26 protein-coding genes are annotated in these 25,511 nt (G+C 67.0%); 10 read left to right on the forward strand and 16 right to left on the reverse strand.

Translation table 11 applies throughout. The features are described 5' to 3' along the window. Positions 1 to 69: 69 nt before the first annotated feature. The 9 genes from ACFTS5_RS30015 to ACFTS5_RS30055 form a co-directional block, all read right to left on the reverse strand. Positions 70 to 840, reverse strand: a complete 771-nt coding sequence (locus ACFTS5_RS30015) for an ESX secretion-associated protein EspG (protein ID WP_378637555.1) — start codon at positions 838 to 840, stop codon at positions 70 to 72. After that, complete coding sequence (locus ACFTS5_RS30020; RefSeq protein WP_378637557.1) at positions 827 to 2,173, reverse strand: hypothetical protein; 1,347 nt, start codon at positions 2,171 to 2,173, stop codon at positions 827 to 829. The genes ACFTS5_RS30015 and ACFTS5_RS30020 overlap by 14 nt, the downstream gene beginning before the upstream one ends. Continuing rightward, positions 2,170 to 2,550, reverse strand: coding sequence for a hypothetical protein (locus ACFTS5_RS30025; protein WP_378637559.1), 381 nt, complete (start codon positions 2,548 to 2,550; stop codon positions 2,170 to 2,172). Before ACFTS5_RS30025 ends, ACFTS5_RS30020 begins: the two co-directional genes overlap by 4 nt. A 10-nt stretch (positions 2,551 to 2,560) precedes the next feature. Further along, a complete protein-coding gene (locus ACFTS5_RS30030) occupies positions 2,561 to 3,130 on the reverse strand; it encodes a DUF3558 domain-containing protein (protein ID WP_378637560.1) in 570 nt (189 codons plus the stop codon). A 91-nt stretch (positions 3,131 to 3,221) separates the two neighbouring features. Beyond that, the gene (locus ACFTS5_RS30035) at positions 3,222 to 3,713 is read right to left on the reverse strand and encodes a hypothetical protein (protein ID WP_378637562.1); all 492 of its coding nucleotides are present in this window, start codon (positions 3,711 to 3,713) and stop codon (positions 3,222 to 3,224) included. Then, positions 3,710 to 5,557: an alpha/beta hydrolase gene (locus tag ACFTS5_RS30040; protein WP_378637564.1), complete on the reverse strand. Its 1,848-nt coding sequence runs from the start codon at positions 5,555 to 5,557 to the stop codon at positions 3,710 to 3,712. The genes ACFTS5_RS30035 and ACFTS5_RS30040 overlap by 4 nt, the downstream gene beginning before the upstream one ends. Further along, positions 5,557 to 5,850, reverse strand: a complete 294-nt coding sequence (locus tag ACFTS5_RS30045) for a type VII secretion target (protein WP_378637567.1) — start codon at positions 5,848 to 5,850, stop codon at positions 5,557 to 5,559. Before ACFTS5_RS30045 ends, ACFTS5_RS30040 begins: the two co-directional genes overlap by 1 nt. 107 nt (positions 5,851 to 5,957) lie before the next feature. Continuing rightward, positions 5,958 to 6,407 (reverse strand): Fur family transcriptional regulator, encoded by a 450-nt coding sequence (locus ACFTS5_RS30050; RefSeq protein WP_378637570.1) that lies wholly within the window; start codon positions 6,405 to 6,407, stop codon positions 5,958 to 5,960. A gap of 4 nt (positions 6,408 to 6,411) precedes the next feature. After that, positions 6,412 to 6,762, reverse strand: a complete 351-nt coding sequence (locus ACFTS5_RS30055; protein WP_067456316.1) for a helix-turn-helix transcriptional regulator — start codon at positions 6,760 to 6,762, stop codon at positions 6,412 to 6,414. 189 nt (positions 6,763 to 6,951) lie between these two features. On the opposite strand from ACFTS5_RS30055, the gene ACFTS5_RS30060 reads away from it, so the two are divergent. Beyond that, a complete protein-coding gene (locus ACFTS5_RS30060; protein ID WP_378637754.1) occupies positions 6,952 to 8,352 on the forward strand; it encodes a glycine--tRNA ligase in 1,401 nt (466 codons plus the stop codon). A gap of 129 nt (positions 8,353 to 8,481) precedes the next feature. Beyond that, a complete protein-coding gene (locus ACFTS5_RS30065; RefSeq protein ID WP_378637574.1) occupies positions 8,482 to 9,792 on the forward strand; it encodes an acyltransferase in 1,311 nt (436 codons plus the stop codon). 35 nt (positions 9,793 to 9,827) lie between these two features. Here the strand turns inward: ACFTS5_RS30065 and ACFTS5_RS30070 are convergent, their stop codons facing one another. Both ACFTS5_RS30070 and ACFTS5_RS30075 read right to left on the reverse strand, forming a co-directional pair. Beyond that, positions 9,828 to 10,646: a MerR family transcriptional regulator gene (locus ACFTS5_RS30070; RefSeq protein ID WP_378637577.1), complete on the reverse strand. Its 819-nt coding sequence runs from the start codon at positions 10,644 to 10,646 to the stop codon at positions 9,828 to 9,830. Positions 10,647 to 10,738: 92 nt separating this feature from the next. Further along, on the reverse strand, positions 10,739 to 12,724 hold the full coding sequence (locus tag ACFTS5_RS30075; RefSeq protein ID WP_378637580.1) for a TPM domain-containing protein: 1,986 nt from the start codon (positions 12,722 to 12,724) through the stop codon (positions 10,739 to 10,741). A 69-nt stretch (positions 12,725 to 12,793) separates the two neighbouring features. Here ACFTS5_RS30075 and ACFTS5_RS30080 point away from each other — a divergent pair, with 69 nt between their 5' ends. Beyond that, on the forward strand, positions 12,794 to 13,471 hold the full coding sequence (locus tag ACFTS5_RS30080) for an MBL fold metallo-hydrolase (protein WP_378637583.1): 678 nt from the start codon (positions 12,794 to 12,796) through the stop codon (positions 13,469 to 13,471). Between the two features lie 12 nt (positions 13,472 to 13,483). Here the strand turns inward: ACFTS5_RS30080 and ACFTS5_RS30085 are convergent, their stop codons facing one another. Further along, a complete protein-coding gene (locus ACFTS5_RS30085; RefSeq protein WP_378637585.1) occupies positions 13,484 to 13,831 on the reverse strand; it encodes a DoxX family protein in 348 nt (115 codons plus the stop codon). Between ACFTS5_RS30085 and ACFTS5_RS30090 the strand changes: the two genes are divergently transcribed. From ACFTS5_RS30090 to dnaG, 4 genes are all read left to right on the forward strand, one after another. Then, positions 13,812 to 14,252, forward strand: coding sequence for a LysR substrate-binding domain-containing protein (locus tag ACFTS5_RS30090; RefSeq protein ID WP_378637588.1), 441 nt, complete (start codon positions 13,812 to 13,814; stop codon positions 14,250 to 14,252). The two genes, ACFTS5_RS30085 and ACFTS5_RS30090, sit on opposite strands and share 20 nt — an antisense overlap. A 209-nt stretch (positions 14,253 to 14,461) precedes the next feature. Continuing rightward, complete coding sequence (locus ACFTS5_RS30095) at positions 14,462 to 15,040, forward strand: YdcF family protein (RefSeq protein ID WP_378637756.1); 579 nt, start codon at positions 14,462 to 14,464, stop codon at positions 15,038 to 15,040. Between the two features lies 1 nt (position 15,041). Beyond that, the gene (locus ACFTS5_RS30100) at positions 15,042 to 16,295 is read left to right on the forward strand and encodes a deoxyguanosinetriphosphate triphosphohydrolase (protein WP_378637590.1); all 1,254 of its coding nucleotides are present in this window, start codon (positions 15,042 to 15,044) and stop codon (positions 16,293 to 16,295) included. A 25-nt stretch (positions 16,296 to 16,320) separates the two neighbouring features. Next, a complete protein-coding gene (gene dnaG / locus ACFTS5_RS30105) occupies positions 16,321 to 18,243 on the forward strand; it encodes a DNA primase (RefSeq protein ID WP_378637593.1) in 1,923 nt (640 codons plus the stop codon). 13 nt (positions 18,244 to 18,256) lie between these two features. On the opposite strand, the gene ACFTS5_RS30110 is transcribed toward dnaG, so the two are convergent. Then, positions 18,257 to 19,012, reverse strand: a complete 756-nt coding sequence (locus tag ACFTS5_RS30110) for a class I SAM-dependent methyltransferase (protein WP_378637595.1) — start codon at positions 19,010 to 19,012, stop codon at positions 18,257 to 18,259. Between the two features lie 50 nt (positions 19,013 to 19,062). Then, positions 19,063 to 19,767 (reverse strand): cutinase family protein, encoded by a 705-nt coding sequence (locus tag ACFTS5_RS30115; RefSeq protein ID WP_378637598.1) that lies wholly within the window; start codon positions 19,765 to 19,767, stop codon positions 19,063 to 19,065. A gap of 129 nt (positions 19,768 to 19,896) precedes the next feature. On the opposite strand from ACFTS5_RS30115, the gene ACFTS5_RS30120 reads away from it, so the two are divergent. Next, positions 19,897 to 21,150 (forward strand): PucR family transcriptional regulator, encoded by a 1,254-nt coding sequence (locus ACFTS5_RS30120; RefSeq protein ID WP_378637601.1) that lies wholly within the window; start codon positions 19,897 to 19,899, stop codon positions 21,148 to 21,150. Positions 21,151 to 21,161: 11 nt separating this feature from the next. On the opposite strand, the gene ACFTS5_RS30125 is transcribed toward ACFTS5_RS30120, so the two are convergent. Further along, complete coding sequence (locus ACFTS5_RS30125; protein WP_378637604.1) at positions 21,162 to 21,962, reverse strand: adenylate/guanylate cyclase domain-containing protein; 801 nt, start codon at positions 21,960 to 21,962, stop codon at positions 21,162 to 21,164. Positions 21,963 to 22,414: 452 nt separating this feature from the next. Here ACFTS5_RS30125 and ACFTS5_RS30130 point away from each other — a divergent pair, with 452 nt between their 5' ends. Both ACFTS5_RS30130 and ACFTS5_RS30135 read left to right on the forward strand, forming a co-directional pair. Beyond that, entirely contained in the window at positions 22,415 to 23,677 is a 1,263-nt protein-coding gene (locus ACFTS5_RS30130) for a PucR family transcriptional regulator (RefSeq protein ID WP_378637605.1), read from the forward strand. A gap of 43 nt (positions 23,678 to 23,720) precedes the next feature. Continuing rightward, positions 23,721 to 24,050, forward strand: a complete 330-nt coding sequence (locus ACFTS5_RS30135; RefSeq protein WP_378637608.1) for a hypothetical protein — start codon at positions 23,721 to 23,723, stop codon at positions 24,048 to 24,050. 140 nt (positions 24,051 to 24,190) lie between these two features. On the opposite strand, the gene ACFTS5_RS30140 is transcribed toward ACFTS5_RS30135, so the two are convergent. Next, a complete protein-coding gene (locus tag ACFTS5_RS30140; protein ID WP_378637610.1) occupies positions 24,191 to 24,589 on the reverse strand; it encodes a DUF4870 domain-containing protein in 399 nt (132 codons plus the stop codon). Positions 24,590 to 25,511: the final 922 nt, after the last annotated feature.

Below are 25,511 nucleotides of genomic sequence, written 5' to 3' on the forward strand. Positions count from 1 at the left end.
TATTACCGCCTATTCGCTGCATAATTTGAAGCGAATAGGCGGGTAATCGCTGCATCGTGCACTGTGCGGTTACCCGGTGCGGTAGTCGTCGGTGCCGAATTCTTGGTGGTAGCGCTGGGCTCGGGTGAGCATGCGGTAGATGCCGGCGATCATGCGGTCGGTGGGCAGGGGCTCGGCGACGATGGGGTCGCCGGTTTTCACGTAGTAGCGGCCGTCGGGGTAGTCCATCCACCAGAAGGTGCGGGCGGGGGTGGGGCGCGAGTCGAGGGCGGGGCCGGAGAGGGCCGAGATCTCGCCGAAGGCTCGGCGGGGGCGGTGGAACATGCGGTTGAGCTGGTCGGCCGAGCTGAGGCGGCCCGCGCGGTATTCGAAGTGGTCTTCTTCGGCGGACAGCTGGTCTCGGCGGACCTCGACCGGCGCTTTCTTGCCCGGCTTCGTGCGGGGGAGGGCAGCGACTGTCAGGGCTGCTACCTGGCTGGGCGTGCAGTAGGTGAGGGTGACGTCGGCGCCGGTGTCCTCCGCGGTGCCCGGCGCCTGTTGCAGGGTGGCGCCGACCGCGCCGCGGATCGCGCCGTGGAAACGGATGATGTTCGCGTTGTCCTGTCCCACATAGCCTTTGGATTCGACCCTGGCCTCGGGATCGAGCAGGACAGCGAGAGCGCGTTCCACCGCCGGGTCGTATTTGCGGAGGAGGGCGTCCACCGCGGCTTCCCGGTGCTGCTTCAGTTCGTCGAATTCGGCGATATCGGTGCGGTATTGGAGAGGATAAGGAAGGCGGTCACGGCCGTAGCCGGACCACAGGATCTCGAATTCGATGCCGGTGAATTCAGCGCGGTGCACTGTCGTCGTCTCCGCCGATCACCGGGGGCACGGTCCTGATCTGGTCCGCGCCGAGCAGGAGGTCACCGTTTTCCTGGGTGATCAGGTAGTCGGGGATGCCCTTGGTTCGTTCGTCGTCGGAGTTGCCGCGACCTGCGCCCGGCGCGCCCATGCCGCCCACGCCCGCTGCGCCGCGACCGCCGGCGGCGGAGGTGCCCGCGCGGGTTCCGGTCGCGGTCGCGGCAGCGGGAGACGGGTTGCCAGGGGTGCTTCGGCCGGGGGCGGAACTGGTCGGGGTGCCGCTGCCGCGCTGGGTGCCCGTCCCACCGGGCCCGCTACCGGTGGGTCTGCCGGAGACGGGGGCGCCGGAGCCGGGAGCGCCGGTGCCCGGGGTGCCGGCGCCGGGTGTGCCGACGCCTGGTGCTGTGGCACCAGCGCTGGTCGGTGCAGTGGTGTTCGGTGTTGTGGTGGGGGCGGTGGATTGCGGTGTGGTGGTGGTGCTCTGGGGCGTGGTCGAGCCCGCGTCTGTCGAAGAGGTTGTGGTGGCGGACGATCCGGTACCGGACCCCTCGAGTGTCGCGCTGTCGCCGGGCGTTCCCGCTGCCGGGTCTCCGGATTCGTTGTCGGCTGCGGTCGAATCACCCTGATTGTCAATGGCAGTCGTATCGCTGTTGCTGCCGGGTCCACCGCCGTCGGCGATGGTCGGCGCGGTCGGCAAGAAGGGAACGCCGTTGTCGGTTTGGCCGGCGACCTGGCTGTACACCGAACGCAGGATCCGCCTGCCCTCCTGGGTGGCTTCGTCGCGGTTGTGATCGTCGACCTTCATCACACCGTCGGCGGGCAGCGACTTGCCGGTGACGTTGGTGCGCTCGGTGAGGCCGGGCATCAACGCTTGGGTCTGCTCGATCCCGGTGCGCATCTCGGTCAGTTTGAGGCTGATCGCAGTCGCGGCCTGGGAGAGTGGAATCGATTGCTGCGCATAGTTGTTCACGGCCGCGACGGCGGCGGAAGCTGCCGCCCCCGTCCATCCGCTGTGGCCGCCGGCGCCGGTGACGGTACGGGCGAACTGCTGGTTGAACCCGGTGAAGGTGCCCATCAGCGCACCACCGATATTCGCCCACGCGGTGACCGCGTCATCGACCAGCTGTGGTTTCATCGCCGCGACCGCCGCCTGCATCTGCTCGAGCGTCATGCTGTCGTAGTTGTCAGGGGTGGTGATGTGCGGGGGTTGGATGTCGCCGCCGAAGATCGTGGCGTAATTGCCGGCGAGCTGGCGGTCGTAGATCTTGGCCCGCTCGGTATTCCACTGCTCCTGAGCTGCGATCACCTTGCTCTTGTAGTCCTCGTAGGTCACAGGTGTTCTCCTGTCGCGGAGATCTCGGCACCGGTCGCTTCGTCCTGGGCGACGAAGTTCGCAATCGCTTTGGCCACAACCTCTTTGGCGGTCTGCACGGCCTCGATATGCTTCTTGAGGACTTCGTCCAGTGGACGGTCACCTCCGGATGCGGTCAATGAGAATTTCCGCTCCAGCGTCTGGCTCGAGTTGAACGATCCGAAGCCGGAGATATTGCGGACCTGGTCGACCTGGGCATAAACCTCTTCCAGCCGATCCAAGTGGTCGTCGCAAACCCTGTCCAGATCCTTGCCGACTTCGGGGTCGAGTGAGAGTTGACCGGCTTCTGCCTGGACCAAGAGTTGACTCCACTCGCCGGGGTCGATGCTCAAAAGCATTGGTCACCCACTAGCTCTCGGGAAGGTACTGAGCGAAGCTGTCGGTGAGTCTGCGTACCTCCGGGCATGGCGCAGGCGGCGAGGACGCGCTGACGCGGTTCAAGAGCCTGAAGAGGACCGACCCGTTCGGGATCTCAACGGCGACAGTACAACCCAGGTCATGTGTCGACCCTGTCGTTCGAAGCTGAATTGCCTTGTGTGATCCCACGGTTGTCTCGGTGAAATCCGTGAAGTCTTTTCGTGCTCGGGATTCAGCGAGCGCGTGTTCCGACGACAGGACCGAGAACGTGTACTGCTTCGCGGAGTCCTGCCAGCTGCATGTCTTCCATCCTGTGAAGTCGACCCCGGCAACCTCGTTCTTCCGGCTGCTGACGTTCAGGCCGGCCCCGCTGACAGCTGAATCCGGCAACGAACACGGATCCCACACCTTCGCCTCGGCATCCACCGAAGTAGGACTCGCGGCCACACTCACACTGCTCGTCTGCGGAGTAGCCGTCCCCTGCTCCCCGCACCCCGCGACAGCCAACCCCGCCACCGCGACAACGCCGAACACCCTCGCCGCCGCACCTCGAACTGCCATGTCTTCGTCCCTCCCACAGACCGGTGCTCGTTCATGACGTCCCCGCTCCGAAGATCGTAGTCACGCTGATGCGCATCGCGAAAGGTCACGCCTACTCCGCTGCGCAGGGGGAGGAGGAGAACAAGGTGAACTCGACCTCGCCGCGAACGGTCTTGTCTCGGATGCTGTACACGGCGAACCCTCGTGAATCGCGATACACCCGGCTCGCCGGGTCGTCGCCGGGGATGCCTTCCTGTCGCGTGAAACCACGTGCGGTCATCGCCTCGAGGTTCGCCAGCGCCTTGTCGATGTGCTCCTGTGACGGATTCCGTTCAGCCTCTTGGTAACTCGGTGCCCACGGCGGACCGTAGCTCTTCAGCGTGTTCGGGTCGGTGCGGCATCCGTTGCCCAGTTTCACCGAGCCCGCGTCGACCGAACGCGTTCTCGGCGAGATCAGCGCGAAGTTGTCGGCGACGATCTGTGATGCTTCCGGAACGCGCAGACCAGTGGAGTTCAGGACCTCATCGGTCGACGTACCCTCGTCGACGAACGCCGAGCAGGCAGGCATCACGAGGATCGCGCAGATTGTGACGAGCCTTCTCATGGGATATCTATCCGTTCGCCCCGTTGCGGGTTGTCGGTGACGCGAGGGTTCGAGTAGGGGTGCTCGACCCCGAACAGTTCTTTCACTGTCGCGGCGCGGCCCGCGTCGAACGCTTCCTTACCGCCGTTGCCGTTGTCGCCGAGACCCACGTCCACCCAACGGGTTTCGATCCCGCGTTCGACGTATGCGGTCGCATCCGTTCCGGCGATGACGCCGACGATGTTCTGGAACGCGGTCGATTTGGGGTCGTCCCAGTATTTGCCGTGTCCGTCGCTGCCGAAGACGACCTCGTTGGCGCTGTGCTCGCCGGTGTTGCCGCCATAGAACCCGGTGTCGAGCCGGGTCACGCCGGGAACCTCATCGGGATCACTGCCGAGAACTTCCGACGCATGCGGATTACCGGGAAGGTGGAGCCCACCGGGCAGGGTCAGCCCGCTGTCCGGATAGGACTGCACGACACCGATCAAATCGCCGGGCGCGGTCATCGAGTAGCGCTGGACATCCGGGTTCGGGTTGTTCCAACCACCTTCGAACACACCGGTTCCCGCCGACGAAGCATGGAGGACCCGGTCGGCCCGCAGACCCCATTGCTCGGCGGAACCGACGACCGAACCACCATAGGAATGCCCCACATAGGACACAGGTGTGCCCGGTGCGCCGGCGGCGACCTCCCGGTCGACTTCCCGTCCGAAGTCGACCAGCTTCGGCGCCATATCGGCCGCGAATTTCGGGCTGGGCGCCCCGTCGGAAAGGCTGGTCAGACTCTGCGGGAAGTCGCCCTCCATGTACAGGAAGATGGGGCCGCCCGTCTGATCGGCGAGATTCCATGCGGCTACGTGATTGGACCCCGAGCCGTTGAGATTCGTGCTGGTGCCGGGCACATATACCCCCACACCAGGCGCACCCGACGTCATCTCGCCGACCATCTCGATCATCCGCCCGTTGCCCTCGGTGCTGAACATGACGAACTTGCGGTCGACCATGCCCAGCTGCGGTGTCGCTGTCTCGCCGGTCGCGGCGGCGGCGGCGGCGAGCGTGCCCGCACCTTCGGGATTCGGAATGGGCGCGAGCATCGCTTCCAGCTGCTTCACCCGCGATTCGTCCCGATTCGGCTTGGCTTTCTCCGACGTCAGCGCATTGCGGACATTGATCTCGTTGGCCTCGATCCGCATGACGAACGGCACTCCGTTCAGATTGCCCAGCTTCTCCGGCGCCGCGATCACCAGCTGACGTTGCGCTTCGGGACTCAACCCGGCCAGGAAGGCCGCCCGATCGTCCGGCGACATCGACGCCAGCTGGATCGCGACCGCGTCCGGATCCCGCATCGAACCGTCGGCGAGGGTGATGTCGGGCTGCCCGTCGCGCATCGCCCCGAGGTCGCCCATCGATTCCCGCAGCCTGGCGCCGAACAGGTTGTCGAGGCGTTCGAGCTCGTCCAGCCCACTGAGCAGGTTGAGCTGGAAAACTCCTGCGGCGCCTTCCTCTTCCGGATCGGAATGGGTCACCCGGCCGTCGGGCGCGACCACGAAACCTTGCCCGACGGCGAGGTTCTTCTGTTCCAGCACATAGGTTTTGGCATGCTCGAGGCCCTGGTAGGCGTCTTCGGCGTCGTCGGCCACGCGGAGCAGCACGGTGCGGACCTCGTAGCCGTGATCGACTTCCTCGTCGATGCGCCGCGAGGCCGCGTCTTTGGTCTGCCCGTACCAGCTACCCGCGGCCGAGAGCGCGCGCGAGCAGTCGTCGACCGAGGTCGAGAGGATGTCGGCGTTGGCGCGGGCGGCTTCCCCGGCGCGGTGCAGGCCTTCGAGGTTCCAGGTGTCGAGTTGGGGGATGGTCGGCCGCATCAGCGAGGACCGAGCTTCCCGATGTCGCCCGCGGTCTCGGCGTCTTTTGCCTGGATATCGGCGGAGAACTTGTCGACGAGGTCGGCCAGCGTCGTGTATCGGGTCGCGATCGAGTCCATGGCCTGCGAAGCCGGGTCGGACAGCCCGCGCACGGCCGCCAGTACGTCACTGCCGACGCCGGTCGCTTCGCTCGCGGCCGTCCAGCTCAGCGCGTCGACTTCGGCCGCCTCCCGACGCCAGGTCGTCGCCATCGTCGTCAACTGATCGGGCTCGACGCCCAGGGTCCCACTCACGATGCCCCCTCCTTCGCTGCCGAGAGGACTACGCGCCCGTGCGGGCCGGTCCCTTCGTGAAGGTTGGACGGGGCTCGCGAAGCGAAGGTTCCATCATGTGAGGTGAGTCACACCGATGCGGGTTCGTCCCTCTCCGCATCGGCTCGGCTGCGCACGCACTCGCGGCAGGTGCCGAAGATCTCGAGTGTGTGGCTCACTTCGGTGAAGCCGTGTTCGCTCGCGATGGTCTCGGCCCACGCCTCGACCGTCGGGCCCTCGACCTCGACGGTGCGCCCGCAATGGCGGCACACCAGGTGGTGATGGTGGCCGCTCGAGCACTGGCGGTAGACGGATTCGCCGGTGTCGGTGCGCAGCACGTCGACCATGCCCGCGTCGGCCAGGGACTGGAGGGTCCGGTAGACGGTGGTCAGGCCGATGCCCTCGCCGCGTTTACGGAGCTCGTCGTGCAATTCCTGCGCCGACCGGAACTCGTCGATGTTGCTGAGCAGGGCCGAGATGGCACTGCGCTGACGGGTGCTGCGGACCCCGACCTGCTTCGCTGAGGTGTTGTCTGCCAACGGATTACCCTTCCTCGGCATGGGCGACGGCATCGACCACGATATGCGCCAGATGGTCGTCGACGAGTTCGTAGAGCACCTCGCGGCCCGAGCGTTCGCCGTGCACGACGCCCGCCGATTTGAGAATGCGCAGATGCTGGCTGACCAGCGGCTGGGTGACGCCGAGCGCGTCGACCAGCTCGTGCACGCAGCGCGGCGACTCACGCAACTGCAGCACGATGGCGATGCGTACCGGCGCGGCCAGTGCCCGTAGCAGCTCGCCCGCGTCCTCCAGTACCGTGCGCGACGGCACGGCGGCGGGGGCGGGGGAGTGATACGGGTTGTGCGGGTGCGCGGGCGCGGCCTCGGTGGTCATCAACCAACTCCTTAATGGAAACAGATTCCATTTTGATATGCATAATTGCGCATGTCAAATGACGCGCCGCGCGGACACCTCGGCTGCTGCAAACCCACTGGACGCGTCCCGATACGCTGGACCCACTTACGTACGGTAGGCCGCACCGAACACCGGTACGGCATGCCGAACAATTCCGACTCGCAGTGGATGGAGAAATCTCGCGTGGCACCCAAGTCGAAGGTGGACACCGTTGCCAACCTCGCCAAGCGCCGGGGTCTGGTCTACCCGTGCGGTGAGATCTACGGAGGCACCAAGTCGGCGTGGGACTACGGTCCGCTCGGCGTCGAACTGAAGGACAACATCAAGCGGCAGTGGTGGCGGACCATGGTCACCAGCCGCGACGATGTCGTCGGTCTCGACTCCTCGGTGATCCTGCCGCGCCAGGTCTGGGAGGCCTCGGGCCACGTGGCCACCTTCTCCGATCCGCTGGTCGAGTCGCTGCACACGCACAAGCGTTACCGCGCCGACCATCTCATCGAGGCCTACGAGGCCAAGCACGGCCACCCGCCCGCCAACGGCCTGGCCGACATCAACGACCCCGACACCGGCCAGCCCGGCAAGTGGACCGAACCGCGCAACTTCTCCGGCCTGCTCAAGACCTTCCTCGGCCCGGTCGACGACGAAGAGGGCATGCACTACCTGCGTCCCGAAACCGCACAGGGCATCTTCGTCAACTTCAAGAACGTCCAGGAGACCGCGCGCAAGAAGCCGCCGTTCGGCATCGCCCAGATCGGCAAGAGCTTCCGCAACGAGATCACGCCGGGCAACTTCATCTTCCGCACGCGTGAGTTCGAGCAGATGGAGATGGAGTTCTTCGTCAAGCCGGGCGAGGACGTGGAGTGGCACAAGTATTGGATCGACACCCGTCTGTCCTGGTACACCGACCTCGGCATCGACCCCGAGAACCTGCGCCTGTTCGAGCACCCCAAGGAAAAGCTGTCGCACTACTCGGCGGGCACCACCGACATCGAGTACCGCTTCCGCTTCCAGGGCAGCGAATGGGGCGAGCTCGAGGGCATCGCCAACCGCACCGACTACGACCTCAAGACGCACTCGGAGCACTCGAACGTCGACCTGAGCTACCGCGATCAGGCGAGCGGTGAGCGCTACACGCCGTACGTCATCGAGCCGGCCGCCGGTCTGACCCGTTCGCTGATGGCCTTCCTGGTCGACGCCTACACCGTCGACCAGGTGCCGACCGCGAAGGGCACGACCGAAGAGCGGATCAGCCTGCGTCTGGATCCGCGCCTCGCGCCGGTCAAGGCCGCGGTGCTGCCGCTCTCGCGCAACGCCGACCTGACCCCGAAGGCCAAGGACCTCGCCGCCCAGCTGCGCCGCAACTGGAACGTCGACTTCGACGACGCGGGTGCCATCGGCCGTCGTTACCGTCGTCAGGACGAGATCGGTACCCCGTTCTGCATCACGGTCGACTTCGACACCATCGACGACCACGCGGTGACGATCCGCGAGCGCGACTCGATGGCCCAGGAGCGCATCGCCCTGGACAAGGTCGAGTCCTACCTGGCAGCGCGACTGATCGGCGCCTGATACGTCAGGTCGAGGGAGCCCGCACCGGCAAGTCGGTGCGGGTTCTTTCGCATCCGCGCGCTGGGCGGTTGATCACACTGCGTAGCTGACGGTTTGCGTTGGGTGGGCGCTTGCCTCACGATCTTCGTTGTGCTGTGGGAACCGGAAGACGTGATGCGGGCGCTCGACCCGTCGGAACAACGATTCGTGCGGCACGCGACTTTCACCGGACGGTCGGTCACCGTGCTCGGGGAACTGGACGCGGCCGGGCTCGGCGCGGCCTTCGCGGCATTGCAGCGGCGGTTTCCGATTCTGGTGTGCCGGATCGTCGAGGACGCCGACGAGAACGGAATCCTATTGCGTCCCGGGCATATCGAGGCCGTCGGCGCGTGGGTGAGTTTCGGCGATCCCGACGAGGTGCGGATTCCGGCCGAGTCCATGGATCCCGGGGCCCAATTGGCCTATCTGGATGTGGTTCTCGCCGAAGAGGATCGGGCTCGGGTCACGTTGTTCGTGCACCACAGCGTGGCCGACGCGGGGCATTGTGTCGAACTGTTCGCGCGGCTGTGGGGCTACTACACCGACTTTGTGGAGACCGGGAAGATCGCGGACTCGGCAGCCGTGGTCGCCGAGTCGGAGACCGCAGCCGAGGGGACGCGGGAGTATCCGGCGTCACTCGAGGTGCTGCTGGCGCAGCGGGGGATCCGGCGTGGGCGGCGATCGGGACTCGAGACGGTGGCGCGTCCGCTCGTCGTCGCCGATTCGATGAGCGGGGCCGAGTGGTCGGAAGCCGCACCGGCCACGTTGGCCCGGCCCGCGCGGATTCAGCTGGATACCGTTGCGACCGCTCGGGTGCTCGAGACGGCTCGCGCGCACGCGGTGAGCGTCAACGGGTTGGTCACCGCCGCGGCGTTGCGGGCGTACAGCGATCTCTCGGGCGCGGACCGCGTGTCGTGTGTGTATCCGGTCGACCTGCGCAGGCGCCTCGACCCGGCGGTCGCCGCGGAAGCGGGCACCAACCTGTCCGGCCTGGCCGCGTTCGCCACCGATGCCGCCGACACCGCGGACCTCATCGTGCTCGCTCGCCGGATCGGCACCAGCCTGCACGACGACCTGGCCGACGGGGTGATCGAACAGTCCGTTCTGCACTTCCCCGACTTCTTCGGTCCCGATCGAATCCACTCCACCGCAGGGCATATCGCGCTCACCAACACCGGGACGGTGCCCACGTTCCGCGCCCCCGCCGGGCTGATTCTCGACGACTACGAGATCGTCTACCTCTCCGCACACCCCCGCCCGTCGACGGGGGCGTCCGCGGCGGTCACCTTCCTCGTCTACACCTACCTCGGCAGGTTGACCATCGGCCGGTTGGGCGGCGGCGCGCTCGCCGCTGAACTGCTGGATGCCGTGGCATCCGAGCTGTCCTGGGCGTCCACCGATCAGGAAGCCGCGACCGCTTGAAGTCAGGCGAGCACGTGCCGACCGCCGACCTTGCATCACCGCGGGGCGAGAGGCTCCTGTAGTTCGGTGACCCAGCCGTCGGGATCGGGGGTCCACTCCAGGGTGACTTCGCGGACGGGTGCGCCGGTGCGATGCCCGTTGTCCTCCACCCAGCGACCGAGTGCCTGCCACGCCGCACCGATCCCGCTCACGTTCCCGCGATAGACGGTGGTCGCCGCATGTTCGAGCGCGGGCAGATCGACGATCGAGAAGTCCGGTGCCGCAGCGGGTTCCACATTGACCGGCACGCACGCGTGCACGCCGACCGTTCCGTCGTCACGCGCGTCGTAGTAGGCGATCGCGGGACCGGCGATCGTGATCCCGGCCTTGGCCAGCCGATCGGACAGTTCGCTGAACAGCGGCCCGATCACCGGGCTGATCGCCTGGGGTTCGAATCCCGAAGCCCAGCTGGATGATTCGGCCACCCGCACCGCGGGCACCGACTTGATCACCACATCCTGATCGGGCATGACGCCCTCCTTTTCGATGATTCGGAGTCTCGCTTCGACTTCGGTCAACCGCGAACGGTCGGCCGCGATCCGCTGTTCCAGCTCGGCGCGGCGCAAGGTGAGCATGCCGCGCAGTTCTGCCGCGTCAGGCCCCGGCTCGAGCATTCTGCCCACCTGTTCCAGCGTGAACCCGAGCTCTTTCAGTGCGATGAGCCGATTGAGCCGGGCCAGCTGCGCCGCCGTATAGAAGCGGTACCCGGTGGCCGCGTCGACCCTGGCAGGCGGCAGCAAGCCCACCGCGTCGTAGTGGCGCAGCATGCGCACCGACACCTGACCGTGCCTGGCGAAATCTCCGATACTGAACATGACGCCTTCCGGTGTACGGCCTCACACAGTGGGAGAGTCAAGCGCAACCTGACGACCTCGGCTCGGCGCCGTCAGACCTCCCCGCGCCGGGCTCAGAATCTGCCGCCCCGGCTGACCCTTCGTGATCCCGACGAGCCGCCGTAGGAGCCCGGACGGTAACCACCTCCGCCTCCGCCGTAGCCACCACGGTGCGAACCGCCGCTCATCGCGCCGCGGAGTAGTTCGTTCAGGAGGATTCCGCCCAGCACCGCACCGGTCTGGGAGCCACCGCCCGACATCGGCTGACGCGTCTCCCACGCCTGCACGCTGGCCTGCGCCTGCTGCATGGCCCGGCCGCCGAGGTCGGCGGCGGTCTGCGCGCTGACGAGTGCGCGCTCGGGGTCACTGCCCGCGAGTCCGCGTGCCTCGGCGAGGTGGCGTTGTGCTTCGGAGAGCCGGGTACGTGCCTCCGCGTCGACGCCGCCACGCCGGGTGGTGATGAACGACGACGCCGCATCGATGCGGGCGGACGCGTCGGTGAGGGTGCGATCGAGTCGGCGTCGTAGATCCTCCACGGCCAGTTTGCGATCCGAGGCCGCCGCGATCGCACGGTCCAGTTCGGCATCAGCGGTGACCGCGGTGTGGAAGGTACCGAGGGGATCACTGTCGGCGTTCGGGGTGTTGAGGGCAGCGGTGGCGGACGAGACCGCGGCGGCCAGGTCGGCGCCGCCGAACTCGGCGAGGCTCTTGGCCGAGCTCAGGTCGGCGCGCAGTTCGTCGAGGGCGGCCGGAAGACCATCGCGCGCCTGCTGGATATTCGTCGCGGCCTGGTCGACGGCATCGAGCAGCGTCCTTGCCTGCCCGATCGCGCCTTCGGCCGCTCGGATCGCCGCGACCGCACCACCCTGCTGCCCGACAGGCTGGGTGAGGGCAGTGCGAGCGGAATCGATGTTGTTCTCGGCGAACGTGATCCGCTCCTGCGCCATCCGCACGTTGTCGTGGATCGGCGCGATGACCGAGGACGGATAGGTCGAGCCCAGGCGGGCGAGTTCGGCTTCGGAGCCCGGCATACGCGCGGTCAGCTCGACGATGTCGCGGGTGAGCGTGTCCAGCCGAGCGGGCGCGTCGATGAGCAGATCGCGCATGGCGTCGAAATCGGCGACCTGCGAGTCGAGTTCGCGATCGGCCTTACCCGCCGTGGCGATCAGCTCGATGAGCATGGCGCGCTGCTGGTCCGGCGTCTCCGGAATCGCGTCGTCGAGTTGCTGACGAATCGTGAACGCCTTCGCGGTGGCGGCGCGGGCGGCATCGAGCGCGGAGCGGAACGGCGTCACCGCGGTATCACCGAATTCGCTGGTGGCCAGGGTCAATTCCTCGGCGCTGGTCCGCACGGCATCGTCGATCTCGACCAGTCGCTCGCGGGAGAGCGCGTGCAAGGTCGGCAGCGACAATCGCGCCAGCGCCGCGGAATCGGTCGGATCCACCTCGCGCGCGGTGGTCAGCTCGGCACGATCCCGGTCGCCACGGCGCTTGCGCGAGAACAGCATCAAACCGCCGGCCACCACGATCACGGCCAGCCCGATGAGGATCAGCACACCCCACGGCACCCCGCCGCCCCGCATCGCCGAACCGATTCCCTCGGCGGTGTCGACCGCGGCCTGTGCCCACTTCTGGTCGCGCAGATCGGGTTCCACCGAACCCGCGAGCAGCGAGTCCAGTTCGGCGTCGCTCACCCCTTCGGGGAGGGTGCCGTCGAGCCAGTAGCCGCGGTCGTCGACGGCCACCGCCAGCAGCAGATCGTGATCGCTGAAGCCGGACAGGTCGGACGTGCGGGCAGCCCAGTCGCGCGGCGCCATCGACCCGAAGGTGCGCACATAGTTCACCCACAGCTTCACCTGGTGATCGCGGTAGAGGGTATCGACCGCGTCGAGCACGCGTGCTTCGTCGCCCGCACTGAGCACATTCGCGGTATCGACCACCTGCGGACCCATCCGCGCGGGCGGTTCGGCGACCGCACTCGGCGCGCACAGCAGGCTCAATACGGCGAACACCGCGCAGAGCACGGAAACCGATCGTGGGGCCGAACTCGACAGCGGCATGTGTCGAATCTAACGGTCGATACCGACACCGGCACGACAGCGCGGCCCGTGGCTTCTACGATCGGGGGCATGGTCACAGTCGCTCGCCAGTACACAGGTCACGTCACCGCGGGCGAGGACGCCCAGCAGCGCGACGTCCCCGGCGCCCGCATCGTGAAGATGTCCGTCGGTCCGATGGACAACAACACCTACCTGATCCAGAGCGCCACCACCGGCGCCGCCGTGCTGATCGACGCCGCCAACGACGCCGAGCGCATCATCGAACTGACCGCGCTCGAGACCCCCGGCCAGATCGACCAGCTCGTCACCACCCACTGCCACCCCGATCACTGGCAGGCACTGACCGAGGTCACCAAGTCCCTCGACGTCCCCACCGCCGCCCACACCCTCGACGCCGACCACCTCCCGGTCCGCCCCGACCGCCTGCTCGAAGACGGCGACACCATCGAATTCGGCGACCTCGCCCTCCACGTCATCCACCTGCGCGGCCACACCCCCGGCTCGATCGCCCTCGCCCTCACCGACAACGCAGGCCACACCCACCTCTTCACCGGCGACTCCCTTTTCCCAGGTGGAGTGGGGAAAACGCACAGTCCCGCCGACTTCGACACGCTTCTCACCGACGTCACCACCAAACTCTTCGACCGCTACCCCGACGACACCGTCGTCTACCCGGGTCACGGCGACGACACCACCCTCGGCGCCGACCGCGCGAATCTGCCCGAATGGCGTGCGCGGGGTTGGTGACCTCCGGTCCGGTCAGCGCAGCCTGAAGGCCGGTGCGGTGAGGGTGAGCCCCAGGTCGGCGGTGTAGGCGAAGACCGCGAAGAACACCAGTGCCGCGCCGGCCAGGGCGAGGTCCTTGTTGAAGTGGACCATCTCGTGTTGCTTGGTCTCGGCGTCGGTCTCCTTCCAGAAGGAATGCATCAGGAAGGCCGTCGGCACCAGGAATACCACCAGGACAAGCGATCCGAGATCGCCCCAGGCTCCGAGCAGCACGCTCGTTCCCGCGGCGAGCATGGCGACGCCCGAGGCGTACACCGCGAGCAGCGGTGACGGCACTGCACGGCTCGCGGCATAGCGCGCGGTGTCCTCCGCCGCCCTCACCCGCACGCCCTTCGACGAAACCGGCATCACCACACAGGTTTTGCGCACCGACCCGGTGGGTGTCGTCCTTCGCGCCGACGATCGCCTGGCCGATCGCGCGACTGTGCACCTGCGCGAGCTGGCCGATCGACAGTGGTTCCAGCTGCCCGCCGACACCGATCCGATCTGGCGGAGCTACTGGTCGCATCCGACCGATCCGGACACCGGCCCGGTGGTGCGCACCGTCCACGAATGTCAGCAAACCGTCCTGTGGAACGGCACCGTCGGCCTCACGCCGCTGGGGCACCCGGTCCCGGACGGTCTCGTGGTGGTCCCACTCGCCGACAAGCCGCCGAGCAGCCTCGTGCTGGCCTGGACCAGCGCGGCACACAGCCCGCTGATCCGCTCGTTCGTCGACGTCGCCGCAGCGATCGCCTGGTAGTCCGCGGGAGCGGCGGTCGTCCGTTCACCGGAACGGAATCCGGTGGTGACCGCTGACCCCACGGCGCGTCGGACCGACCTGGCAGACTGACGAAGGTGAAATCGGGTTTCTCGCGAACGGTCACGCCCGCCCCGGATGGCAGGCATCCGCGCGGGCTGGTGTCGACGGTCTCGGTGTGGTTCGTCCGGTTGATCGCCGGAGCGGTGCTGATGGGGTTGGTGCTGGTCGCCGGGACAGCGGTCCGGGTCTGGCAGGTCGCGCGGATCGACGACTACACCCCCGCGAACGCGATCGTGGTGCTCGGCGCGGCCCAGTATTCGGGAACGCCGTCGTCGGTTTTCGAGGCGCGGCTATATCAGGCGTGGCGACTCTACGAAGCCGGGGTGGCGCCCACCGTGATCACCGTCGGCGGCAAGCAGGAGGGCGACCTGTATACCGAAGCCGCCTCGGGCAAACGGTATCTGGAGGACAAGGGCGTCCCCAGCGAGAACATCGTCGCCGTCGAAACCGGTTCCGACACACTGCGCAGCATCGAGGCGGTGGCGTCGGCGATGGGGGAGCGCGATATGTCATCGGCCGTACTCGTGAGCGATCCGTGGCATTCACTGCGAACCAGGACGATGGCTCGCGACGCAGGCCTGGAAGCGTGGACCGCACCCACTCGCACCGGGCCCGCCGTCTACACGAGGGAGTCGCAATTCCACGGCATCGCCCGCGAAACCGGCGCGCTGCTCTGGTATCAGCTCACTCATTTCTCGGCAGATTTTCCTTACGAGGCGGGACAGTGAGATGACAGGGACCTATACCCCGCACGACCAGGAACGCATGGTCCACGAGCCCGGTAAGACCGCATGGCCCGGCGCCGCGGGCAAGGGACATCGCAGTGAGTTCTCCCGCGATCGTGCCCGCGTGCTGCACTCCGCCGCGCTGCGTCGCCTCGCCGACAAGACCCAGGTCATGGGCCCGCGCGAGGGCGACACCCCGCGCACCCGGCTGACCCACTCGCTCGAAGTGGCCCAGATCGGGCGCAGCATCGCCGACGGTGTCGGCGCCGACCCCGACCTGGTCGACCTGGCCGGCCTGGCCCACGACATCGGCCACCCGCCCTACGGCCACAACGGTGAACGCGCGCTCGACGAATTCGCCGACGAATACGGCGGTTTCGAAGGCAACGCGCAGAACCTGCGCATCCTGACCCGCCTCGAACCCAAGGTCCTCGACGCCGACGGAGAGAGCTTCGGGCTCAACCTCACTCGGGCGGCCCTGGACGCGACCCTCAAATACCCTTGGGGCAGAAGCGGTTCCGGCACCAAGTTCGGCGCCTACGACGACGATCTCGAGCGCCTGGCCTGGGTGCGCAAAGACGCGCCCGACCGCAAGCAGAGCCTGGAATGCCAGATCATGGACTGGTCCGACGACGTCGCCTACTCGGTGCACGACGTGGAGGACGGCGTGATCGTCGGCCGCATCGACCTGCGCGCCCTGGCCGACCCGGCCGAGCAGGCGGCGCTGGCCGAACAGGGGCACGGCCAGCACCCCGACCAGTCGATCGAGGCACTCGCCGCCGCCGCGCAACGGCTCTCCGAACTCGACATCGTGGCCGACGCCGCGGACTACGACGGCAGCTTCGGCGCCTCGGTGGCCCTGAAACGGCTCACCAGCGAACTGGTCGGCCGCTTCGCCACCGCCGCGATCTCGGCCACCCACGAGCGCTACGGCGAAGGCCCGCTCAGCCGCTACGAGGCCGATCTGATCGTGCCGCCGATCGTGGCCGCCGAGGTGGCCGTGCTCAAGACCATGGCGCTGCGGTACGTGCGTTCCGACCCCGGCCACCTCGCCCGCCAGCAGACCCAGCGCGACCGCGTGCAGGCCGTCGCCGACCGGCTGCTCACCACCGCGCCCGCCCACCTCGACGATCAGATGCTGCCCTGGTTCAACGCCGCCACCACCGAGGCCGCCCGCGTGCGCGTGGTGATCGACCAGATCGCGTCCTACACCGAGAGCCGCTTCGAACGCGTCGCCGCCTCGCTGGACTGCCGCTGAGCAGACCCGACTAGACTCGCTCATCGTGGCCGGACGAATCCCAGATCGCGATATCGCGGCGATCCGTGAACGTGTCCGGATCGAAGATGTAGTCGGTGAGTACGTGGCGCTCAAGCGCGCGGGCGCCGACTCGATCAAAGGTCTGTGCCCGTTCCACGACGAGAAGTCGCCGTCGTTCCATGTGCGCCCCAACCACGGGCTGTTCCACTGCTTCGGCTGTGGTGAGGGCGGCGATGTCTACAAGTTCCTGCAGCAGATGGAACACATCGGTTTCGTCGAGGCCGTCGAGCAGATGGCCGATCGCATCGGCTACCAGATCAACTACGAGGGTGGCGGCACCTCGGTGCAGCGCGACCGCGGCACCCGCTCGCGCCTGGTCGCCGCCAATGCCGCCGCGCACGAGTACTACATGGGCCTGCTGCACGAACCCGAGGCCGAGGCCGCGCGCAAGTATCTGACCGACCGCAACTTCGACAAGGCATCCTGGGCGCAGTTCGGCTGCGGGTACGCCCCCGCGGGCTGGGACGGGCTGACGAAGCACCTACAGCGCTTGGGTTTCGAGTTCAAGGAGCTGGAAGCGGCCGGACTGTCCAAGCAGGGCAAGCGCGGTCCGATCGACCGGTTCCATCGCCGCCTGCTGTGGCCGATCCGCAATCTCGGCGGCGAGGTGATCGGTTTCGGCGCGCGCAAGCTGTTCGACGACGACACCATGCCCGGCAAGTACGTGAACACGCCGGAAACGTTGCTGTACAAGAAGTCTCAGGTGCTGTTCGGTCTCGACCACGCCAAGCGCGACATCTCCAAGGGTCATCAGGCCGTGGTCGTCGAGGGCTACACCGATGTCATGGCCATGCATCTGGCCGGGGTGAAAACCGCGGTCGCGTCCTGCGGCACCGCGTTCGGCGAAGAACACCTGCAGGTACTGCGCAGGCTGCTGATGGACGACAACTTCTGGCGCGGCGAGATCATCTACACCTTCGACGGTGACGCGGCCGGGCAGGCCGCGGCGTTGAAGGCGTTCAGCGGCGATCAGCGGCTGGCCGGACAGACCTACATCGCGGTGGCGCCCGACGGGCAGGACCCGTGCGAGTTGCGTCAGCACTCCGGCGACAGCGCCGTGCGTGATCTGGTGGCGCGGCGAACCCCGCTGTACGAGTTTGTGATTCGCGGACTGCTCGCCGAACACAATCTCGACGATGTCGAGGGCCGTGTCGAGGCGTTGCGCCGTACGGTGCCCGTGGTGGCCCAGATCAAGGACAACGCCACCCGCAAGGGGTACGCCACCAAGCTGGCAGGCTGGGTGGGCTGGGACGACATCCAGCTCGTCGTGCGCCGGGTCGGTGAAGAGGCGAAGAAGAACCGGATGGGTGGCACCACGCCCGATCTGAAGTCCGGCGCCGCGGCGATCCCCGCGCCTCGCGTCGAGGAGAGCTCCTCGGTGCGGCCCGCACCGAACGACCCGGTGCTGTACGCGCAGCGCCAAACCCTCAGCGCCGCACTGCAATACCCGGGCATCGCGGGCGTGTCCTTCGACGCCATCGACGCCGCCGCCTTCACCCACCCCGCCTACGTGGCCGTGCGCATCATGATCGCCCAGGCCGGCGGCACGGCTGCCGGGCTCAGCGGTGCGGAATGGGTCGCCGCCGTGGCCGACCACACCGACGACCTGATGATCCGCGCGCTGGTCTCCGAACTGGCCAACGAGCAGCTCCCGGTACGCACCCAGAACGACACTCCCCGCTTCATCACCGGCATCCTGGCCCGCGTCCAGGAAGCCTGGGTGGGCCGCCAGATCGCCGAGCTCAAATCGCGGCTACAGCGGCTGTCGGCCAGCGAGGAGCCCGACACCTATATGACGCTGTTCGGCGACCTGGTGGCGCTGGAGCAGTACCGCAAGAGCCTCGCGGCCCAGGCGATGGGCAACGAGGGCTACGCGGCCGGCGCCTGACACCACCCGTGAGTCACGGTTTGGTGGCTTCGGTGAGAGTGCGGGTGGAGTACGCCACGAACGGCCCCTCCTGCCGGATTCGATCGTGGAGCCGACGCAGCTGGTCGAGGTAGGCCTCGACGGTGAACCCGGGCACCATCCAGATCACCTTGCGCAGGAAGTACACGACGGCACCGATGTCGTGGAACTCGATGCGCAGTCGCTCGGTCCGCTGGTCGGTGATCGTCAGTCCGGCGGCCCGCGCGGCGGCGGCCTCATCGTCGGGATGGCGCCCTCGACGGGCCTCCGGCTGCGGACCGAGGAAATACTCGACCAGCTCGAACACACTCGCCGGTCCGACGTGCTGTGCGAAATACGTTCCCCCCGAACGCAGAACGCGCGCGATCTCGGCCCACCAGATCGTCGCCGGATGTCGGCTGGTGACCAGATCGAACGCCGCATCGGCGAACGGCAACGGCGGCTCGTCGGGTGCGGCGACGACAACGACGCCGCGAGGATGCAGCAACGCGGTCGCCTTGGCGACGTTCGGCGGCCACGACTCGGTGGCGACCATGGTCTGCGGGAACACCTGCGCCTCGGCCAGAACCTCGCCACCACCGGTCTGAATATCCAGCGCAGCGGAAGCGGTCTTCAGCTGATCGCTCATCAGCCGCTGATAACCCCACGACGGACGCGCTTCACTGGCCCGCCCGTCGAGCCAGGAGAAATCCCATCCTTCCACCGGCGCCGAAGCCGCTTCGGCGACCAAATCCTCGAACGTCCGTCCCATACGAAATCACTATGCCAGCGACCGCCCGGCGACACCTCCGAGTTTCGCGGCTACCGGCTGAGCTGTTCGTGGACGAACACCGCGGCCTGGTCGCGGGTGTCGTTGACGAAGTACGCGACATGGCCATAGGTCAGGGCGTTCCCGAAACCGGCGGCCGGGTCGCCGCCCTGGCAGACGCGGTCTCCGGTATTGCAGTAGTCGCGCAGGCGGTCGGCGAATTCCACCAGCGCGCCGGTGCGTAGTGGACGGGTGCCCGACAGCGCGGGATCGTAGCTGCCGCGGTTGTAGGGCTCCGCGCCGTTGAACAGTGGGCTGCCGAACAGTGCGATCGCGTCGATGCGCGCGGCCGCCTGGGCTGTCAACGCGGTTCGTTCCCGCAAGGTGGCGCCGATGACGCTCGCGCCTTGCGAGTAGCCCAGCAGCACGAGCTGCTGGTCGGGGCACGTGGCGGCGGTCGTGTTCAGCAGGGCGGTCAAGTTCGCCGTTCCGCGCACGGCGCTGTCCGATTCCCTCGAGGCCGGATAGTCGAGCTCGGTCACTGTGGTGTGGCGACCGGATTCCTGGGCGATCCGCCAGGCGAGGGGGGTGAGCAGCAGACTGCCGAACTGTGGCTCCAGAGTGCCGCGAACGGTGATGACCCGGACCTCCGCGCAGCCGTCTGGGGGAGCGGCCGAGTCGGCGGCCGCCGTGGGGAGGGTGGGCAAAGTCAGTGCTGCCACGGCTGTCGCGGCCGCCGACAACAGGATTCGAATCATGCGCCTACTGTATTGCGCCCACCGCGTACGGTGCGGTGCCTACGCACAACCGATCCGGCGCCGAGCGCGGCACCGGAGACGGGCAATTCGGCGCAGATGAACTCGGATCGGAGGTTGCATAATGAGGCGGTGCACTCCGGTGATGGTCTGTTCGATCGACGCCTGTCCGACCGCGCGCGAGAAGTGATCCGCCAAGGTGCCGAGATCGCGCTGAACGCGCCGGAGGAATGGCTCGACGAACTCTATGACGCCACTCTCCTGACAACCAGCCTGCGTGCTGTCGCGGGGGATCCGCTGCTGGCCGAGGCTGTCCGGCGCGTCAATCGCGGCAACCTGCTGCACTGGGCCTCGGCCAACGTGGCCGATCCGGGAATGCCGGTGCCGATCAATCTCGGTGCGGACCAGATCGCCATTGTTCGCGACCTGGTAAGGCGTGGCATGAACGAGGCCGCTTTGCAGGCCTATCGCGTAGGGCAAAATGTCGTCTGGCGACGGTGGATGACCATCATCTTCATTCTCACGCCGGACCCGTTCGAGCTGCAGGAGGTCTTGGAGGTCACCGCCGCCTCGATCGCCGAATTCGTGGACGGCACCATCGAGGCGATCACCGAAGTCATCGGTCAGGAGCGCGACGAACTCGCCCGCGGCTCGTATGCCGAACGCCGCGAGGTCATTTCGCTCATTCTCGAGGGGGAGCCGACCAATATCGAGCGTGCGTCGACCCGCCTCGGCTACCGGCTCGACGCCACCCACACCGCGGCCATCGCCTGGAGTGACATTCCCGGTGCCGAACTCGACGAACCGCATCGGGTGACCAGGGCCCTCACACAAGCCGCCGGGGCGGCCACGGCGCTGAGCGTGCTCGCCAGCGCGGCCACCTTGTGGGTGTGGGTGCCCGGACCCACTCCTCCCGACACCGCGGCACTGACCGAAGCGCTGGACCATATCCCCGGCGTGCGGATCGCCATCGGCTCGACCGGCCGAGACCTCGCCGGGTTCCGGACCAGTCACCTCGACGCTCAGGCCGCGCACCGAATCCTCGCCCGCCCGCACAGCACCCGACGGCTGGTCACCTTCGGCGAGGTGCAACTGACCTCGCTGATCACCGAAAACGGCGCTCAGGCAGACCGATTCATCAAGTACACCCTCGGCGATCTGGAACACGCCGACAGCGAACTGCGCGAATCAGTCCTGGTCTACATCAACGAGCAATGCAATGCCACGCGCGCTGCGGCGCGCCTGTTCACCCATCGGAACACGATCTTGCGCAGGATCGCCCGCGCGGATGAGTTGCTGCCACGTCCACTGGCGGAGAACGGCGTGCATGTCGCGGTCGCATTGGACGCGTTGTATTGGCGGCAGAACACTCCCCGGCCCAGTTGAGCCAATTCTGATTACCGCTGCGCGCAGACCGGAGTGAGGCGGTGCGTACCCCGCAGGCCCTTGAGGGTCGCTTCACGTCCGGTTCCGATCGTGAGATCGGTACTGCTTCCGATCGCCTCCAGCACCGGCTCGCTGAGGAGGACTTCGCCACCCTCGGCCTGCGCGGTGACCCGCGCGGCCATGGCGACATTGCGTCCGAACAAATCGTCACCCCGGCGGACGGAACTTCCCATGTGGATACCGATCCGGACCCGGAAATCGGCCTCGCCCCGGGATGCTTCGGCGTCCTTGCTCAGCGCCGCCTGAATGGCCAGGCCGCATCGGACCGCCCGGTCGGGAGCGGCGAAGGCGATCATGTACCCGTCGCCTTGGTTCTTGACCACATGGCCGCCGTGGTTCTGCACGCATCGATCCACCAGGCGATGGTGGCGGTCGAGCAGCTTGACCCAGGCCCGGTCGCCCAGTTGTTCGTTGAGAGCGGTCGATTGCTCGATGTCGGAGAACATGATGACGACGTTGCCGTCCGGCGCCAGTCTGGCCAGGTCGGGACGTTCGACCCGTGCCCAGCCCGCGAGGTCTTCGATCGAGGTGAGCACGGCGGCACGAAAACCTTTGGCCCGCACCAGATCAGCGGCCTGCCAGGCGGTCCGTACCGCTTCGCGACCGCTCACCACCAACCGCTGTCCCGTCGTCGACCGACGCGGTGCCCGGCGCTTGCGCCGACTCCGGACCAGCAGGATCGACAGGATGAGTATGCCGACGGCTTCACCGGCGGCGACGATCGCGAGCACGGTGATCACGACTGTGGTCATCGGAGGAACCCTGGCGGAGTAGCGTGGCTGGTCGAACCCTGTAGCGGCTGTGTGCCCGAGCTGTTCACGGCAAAATAGTACACATGCGTTCACTCGAATTCGACCGGCGTAGCGGATGCCTGCCGGCGATGAATCCTGGGACCATCGCGCTCCGCACCGGGTCGGCTCACTCGCCGTCATTGCGGGCAAGGGTAGTATTTATACAGCTGAGATGGCCCTTTTCGACATTTGCCAAGCGCGGAGACCGTGCAATCGCCGGGCGGAACCGCGCCGACCGCAGCTGCGAATCCTGCTTCCTGACCCTGTTTCGGTGTACGGGTGAAGCGCCCGATGTGTACCCGGTGGTGCATAGTGCACAACGATGGTTTCATCTGGGTGCGAAGCACCATTGGAACGCGGGGTGGTGAGGCCGCACGATGAAGCGCAAACAGCGGAAAGTAGGAAATGTGCGCATGCCCGACAGCATCCTGTCGGCCCGGACCGCGACGACGGTAGGTCGGCCGATTCTCGACCGGCTCCCCGCAGCGTCAACGATTTCGGGCAAGATCATGAGTCTGTTCATCGTCGGCAGTGAACTACCCGACCGAGTGCCCATGGCGGCCCTGCGTCGCGATGTCGCCGCGCTGGTGAACGCGTGCCTCGAGCTCACCGCCAGAATGTTGACCGGCGGCGACACTGCGGAACCGCTGGCCGAGGTGCGCGCCGACGTCATGGAATGGGCACGCGAGGGCGTCACGATCGACGCGATGCACAAGGCCGTGCGGGTAGGCACGCAGGCGGTGTTCGACCACCTCACCGCACGGGCGAGAGCCGACGAGGATCACGTGGCACTGATCGAAACAGCGCACATGTTCGTCCACCTCTCCCGCGAGCTCGCCATTGCGATCTCACAGGCGTACCTGCGTGAACGGCGGGTGGCGGGTAGCGACGCAGCGGATGCCGTGGCCGCCGCGCTGATCGCCGGGAACGCGACACCGGCCATGGCGCGCGCCTGCGGGGTCCGGTTGGCCGAGAGCTATTACGTCTTCGCGGTCGGGTTCGTGCCACGCCGTGGAGCGGACGAGCCGCACCAGAATCGACATACCCTCGCGCACCGGACAATTCGGCGAATCAGGGCCGAGGTGCTGCACCACTGCGATGACAACGCGCTGATGCAGATGGGCACAGACACAGCTACCCTGCTGATTCCGCAAGACCATTTCGATCCCGCCGCCGCCGAACGGTTCGTCGAGCAGATCGCCGGCGCGGCGCAGACGCAGGTTCGCGCCGCGTTCGTGGCGGTGGGGGCAGGCGGCATTCCCGAAGGGGTCCAGCGCGCGCACGCGGTGCTCGACATCATGCGCCGCCTGCGCCGAGTCGGGCTCGAGCGCTTCGACGACCTGTCGCTGGAGTATCAGCTGTCCCGGCCGGGCACGGCAGGAAGGCATCTGGCCGCGCTACTGGACCCGCTCGAGGAACATCCAGTCCTGCTGGAGACGTTGACAGCGCACCTCGCGACCCACTCCACTCGTCTGCGCACCGCGCTTGTGCTGCACGTACACCCCAACACTGTCGACTACCGACTGAACAAGATCGCCGAGATCACCGGCCTCGACCCGACGCAGCCGGACGGGATCTGGCGCCTGCGTTCCGCGCTCGTAGCCCGCATGACCGGCGCGGGTGAGAAAGAGTTAGCCGCCGGCGGTGACCCCGACCAGACCGCCCAGGCATGCTGATCGGGGCGGACCCCAGGTCGGCCACCGAAGTAGCGGAGAGGCAGTGATGAGACCCGAGGAGGCGACGGGCACCCGATGGCGCAAACCGGTCGCCGCATCGGCCCTTCTCATCGCCTGTGCGGCAGGACTTTTCTGGCTGCGGTGCGTGTACATCGTGCTCCACTCCCGACTGTCAGCCGATCCGCTGACAGATCCCCATGGTTACGAACTCGTCATCGGCACCGTGCTCGCCCTGCCCGCCGCGGCGGTCCTCGCGGCCGCCGCGCCGTTTGTCGTCGAACCCGGCTCGAGCCGGATTCGACTGGCCAAGATCGTGGCGACACTGCTGGTAGTTCTCACCGCACTGCCCGTAGTAGCGCTACTCACAGCATGAACCGAAGCCCATTCGTCAAGACTGGTCAGGAAGCCTGCGGGCTCGACGATCGGGCGTGCGTCAACGGCCCGAGACAGTCTCGGGCCGTTGATCTTCGGAGTATTGGGCGTGGTCGCCGTGCGGGGATTTCGGGTACGTCGCTACTTGACCGAACCGGCCAGCTGATCGGCGAACGGGGCAACGAACTTTCCGACAAGGGGAAGCTCCGCGCGGACACCACCGCTGTTGTTCGCCTGGACCATGGCCATGATCCAGACGACGACCGCGAAGATCCCGAGGGCGAGTCCGGCGAGACTGAAGATGATCCCCAGGGCGCCGAGGAGCGAGCCGACGATGCTCAGCACAATATTGAGCACCGAGACCCCGGCGAAGAAGATGATCGATTGCGCAGCATGGAATTTCACGTCGGGATCGTTCTTTCCCACGAAGAGGAAGATGATTCCGGTGAGCCAGCCCAGCGCGTAGGACAGGATCGCACTGGTCTTCTTGTCCAGGCCGGCAGACTGCGGTTGGTTCGAGGGAAGCTGAGAAGATGTCATGCGGCAAGTACATGCCACGACCCCCGCCTACCGATCCCAACTTTCAGCACGAAACAAGAGGTCGCGAGCCGGTCGAAGCACCGAAACCTGACGACCTGCTCGCCGCGCGGAACCGATCAGGCTTGTGCGTCATCGATGGGTGGGTTTGACGCGGGGTGCGTGCGTTCGGACTCGCTGCTCGCCCTCGAGGCGCGCCAACTCGCTATGAACCGCTCGGCTACCTCGGCGGAGATCTCCTCGTGAGGCTCGTCTCTTCCGGGCTTGTAGCGCTGGAGGTAGTCGGTAGGACCCCATGTGAAGTCCCTGCCGAACGCTTCGTCGGTCGGCACAGGTCGGGTGTCGGTCCGGCGCACAAGCCCGGTGATCCGACGCGCGCGCCAGCCCTCAGGCCAGCCTCTCTCGTCATCGATCAACGCGAAGTAGCGCACAGCGGGTTCGTCACTGTCGGGCATTATTTCCTGTCCTTCACCGGGATTCGCGGCGGAGCGGCACCGCTCTCGACTCTCTACAGCGAAATTCGACAACCCGGTCGGCACCGCGACCTTGGTGAGTTCCCACGTACCGTTGACGACACGTCGCTGATGTGCTCGAGGGCGGACAGAAACAGCTCGGTTCGAGTATCACGCCTGCTTGGTCTTAAATACTGTTGCAGCGGAGCCGGATTCGTTGCAAGCGAGGATCAGTGGCCGGTTCACACGGTCGGAGTCGCGGGGGCGGGCAGGGAGTCGCGGTGAACACCGTCTGAACGTCGGTCCGGTGCACCGTCACCGGCTTCGCCGGCGGATCTGCGGCAGCGTATGGCTGCATTCGGCCCCAATGCCGGAGAGCGGGGGTGCTGCGACTATCCTGGCTCAGTCGGCAATCTTGCCGCTACTCAGGGCAGACGTCTTGTCGATCGCCGGGCCCGCGCCCGACCACGGAG

This window comes from Nocardia sp. NPDC056952, assembly GCF_042674185.1.
Lineage (GTDB): Bacteria > Actinomycetota > Actinomycetes > Mycobacteriales > Mycobacteriaceae > Nocardia.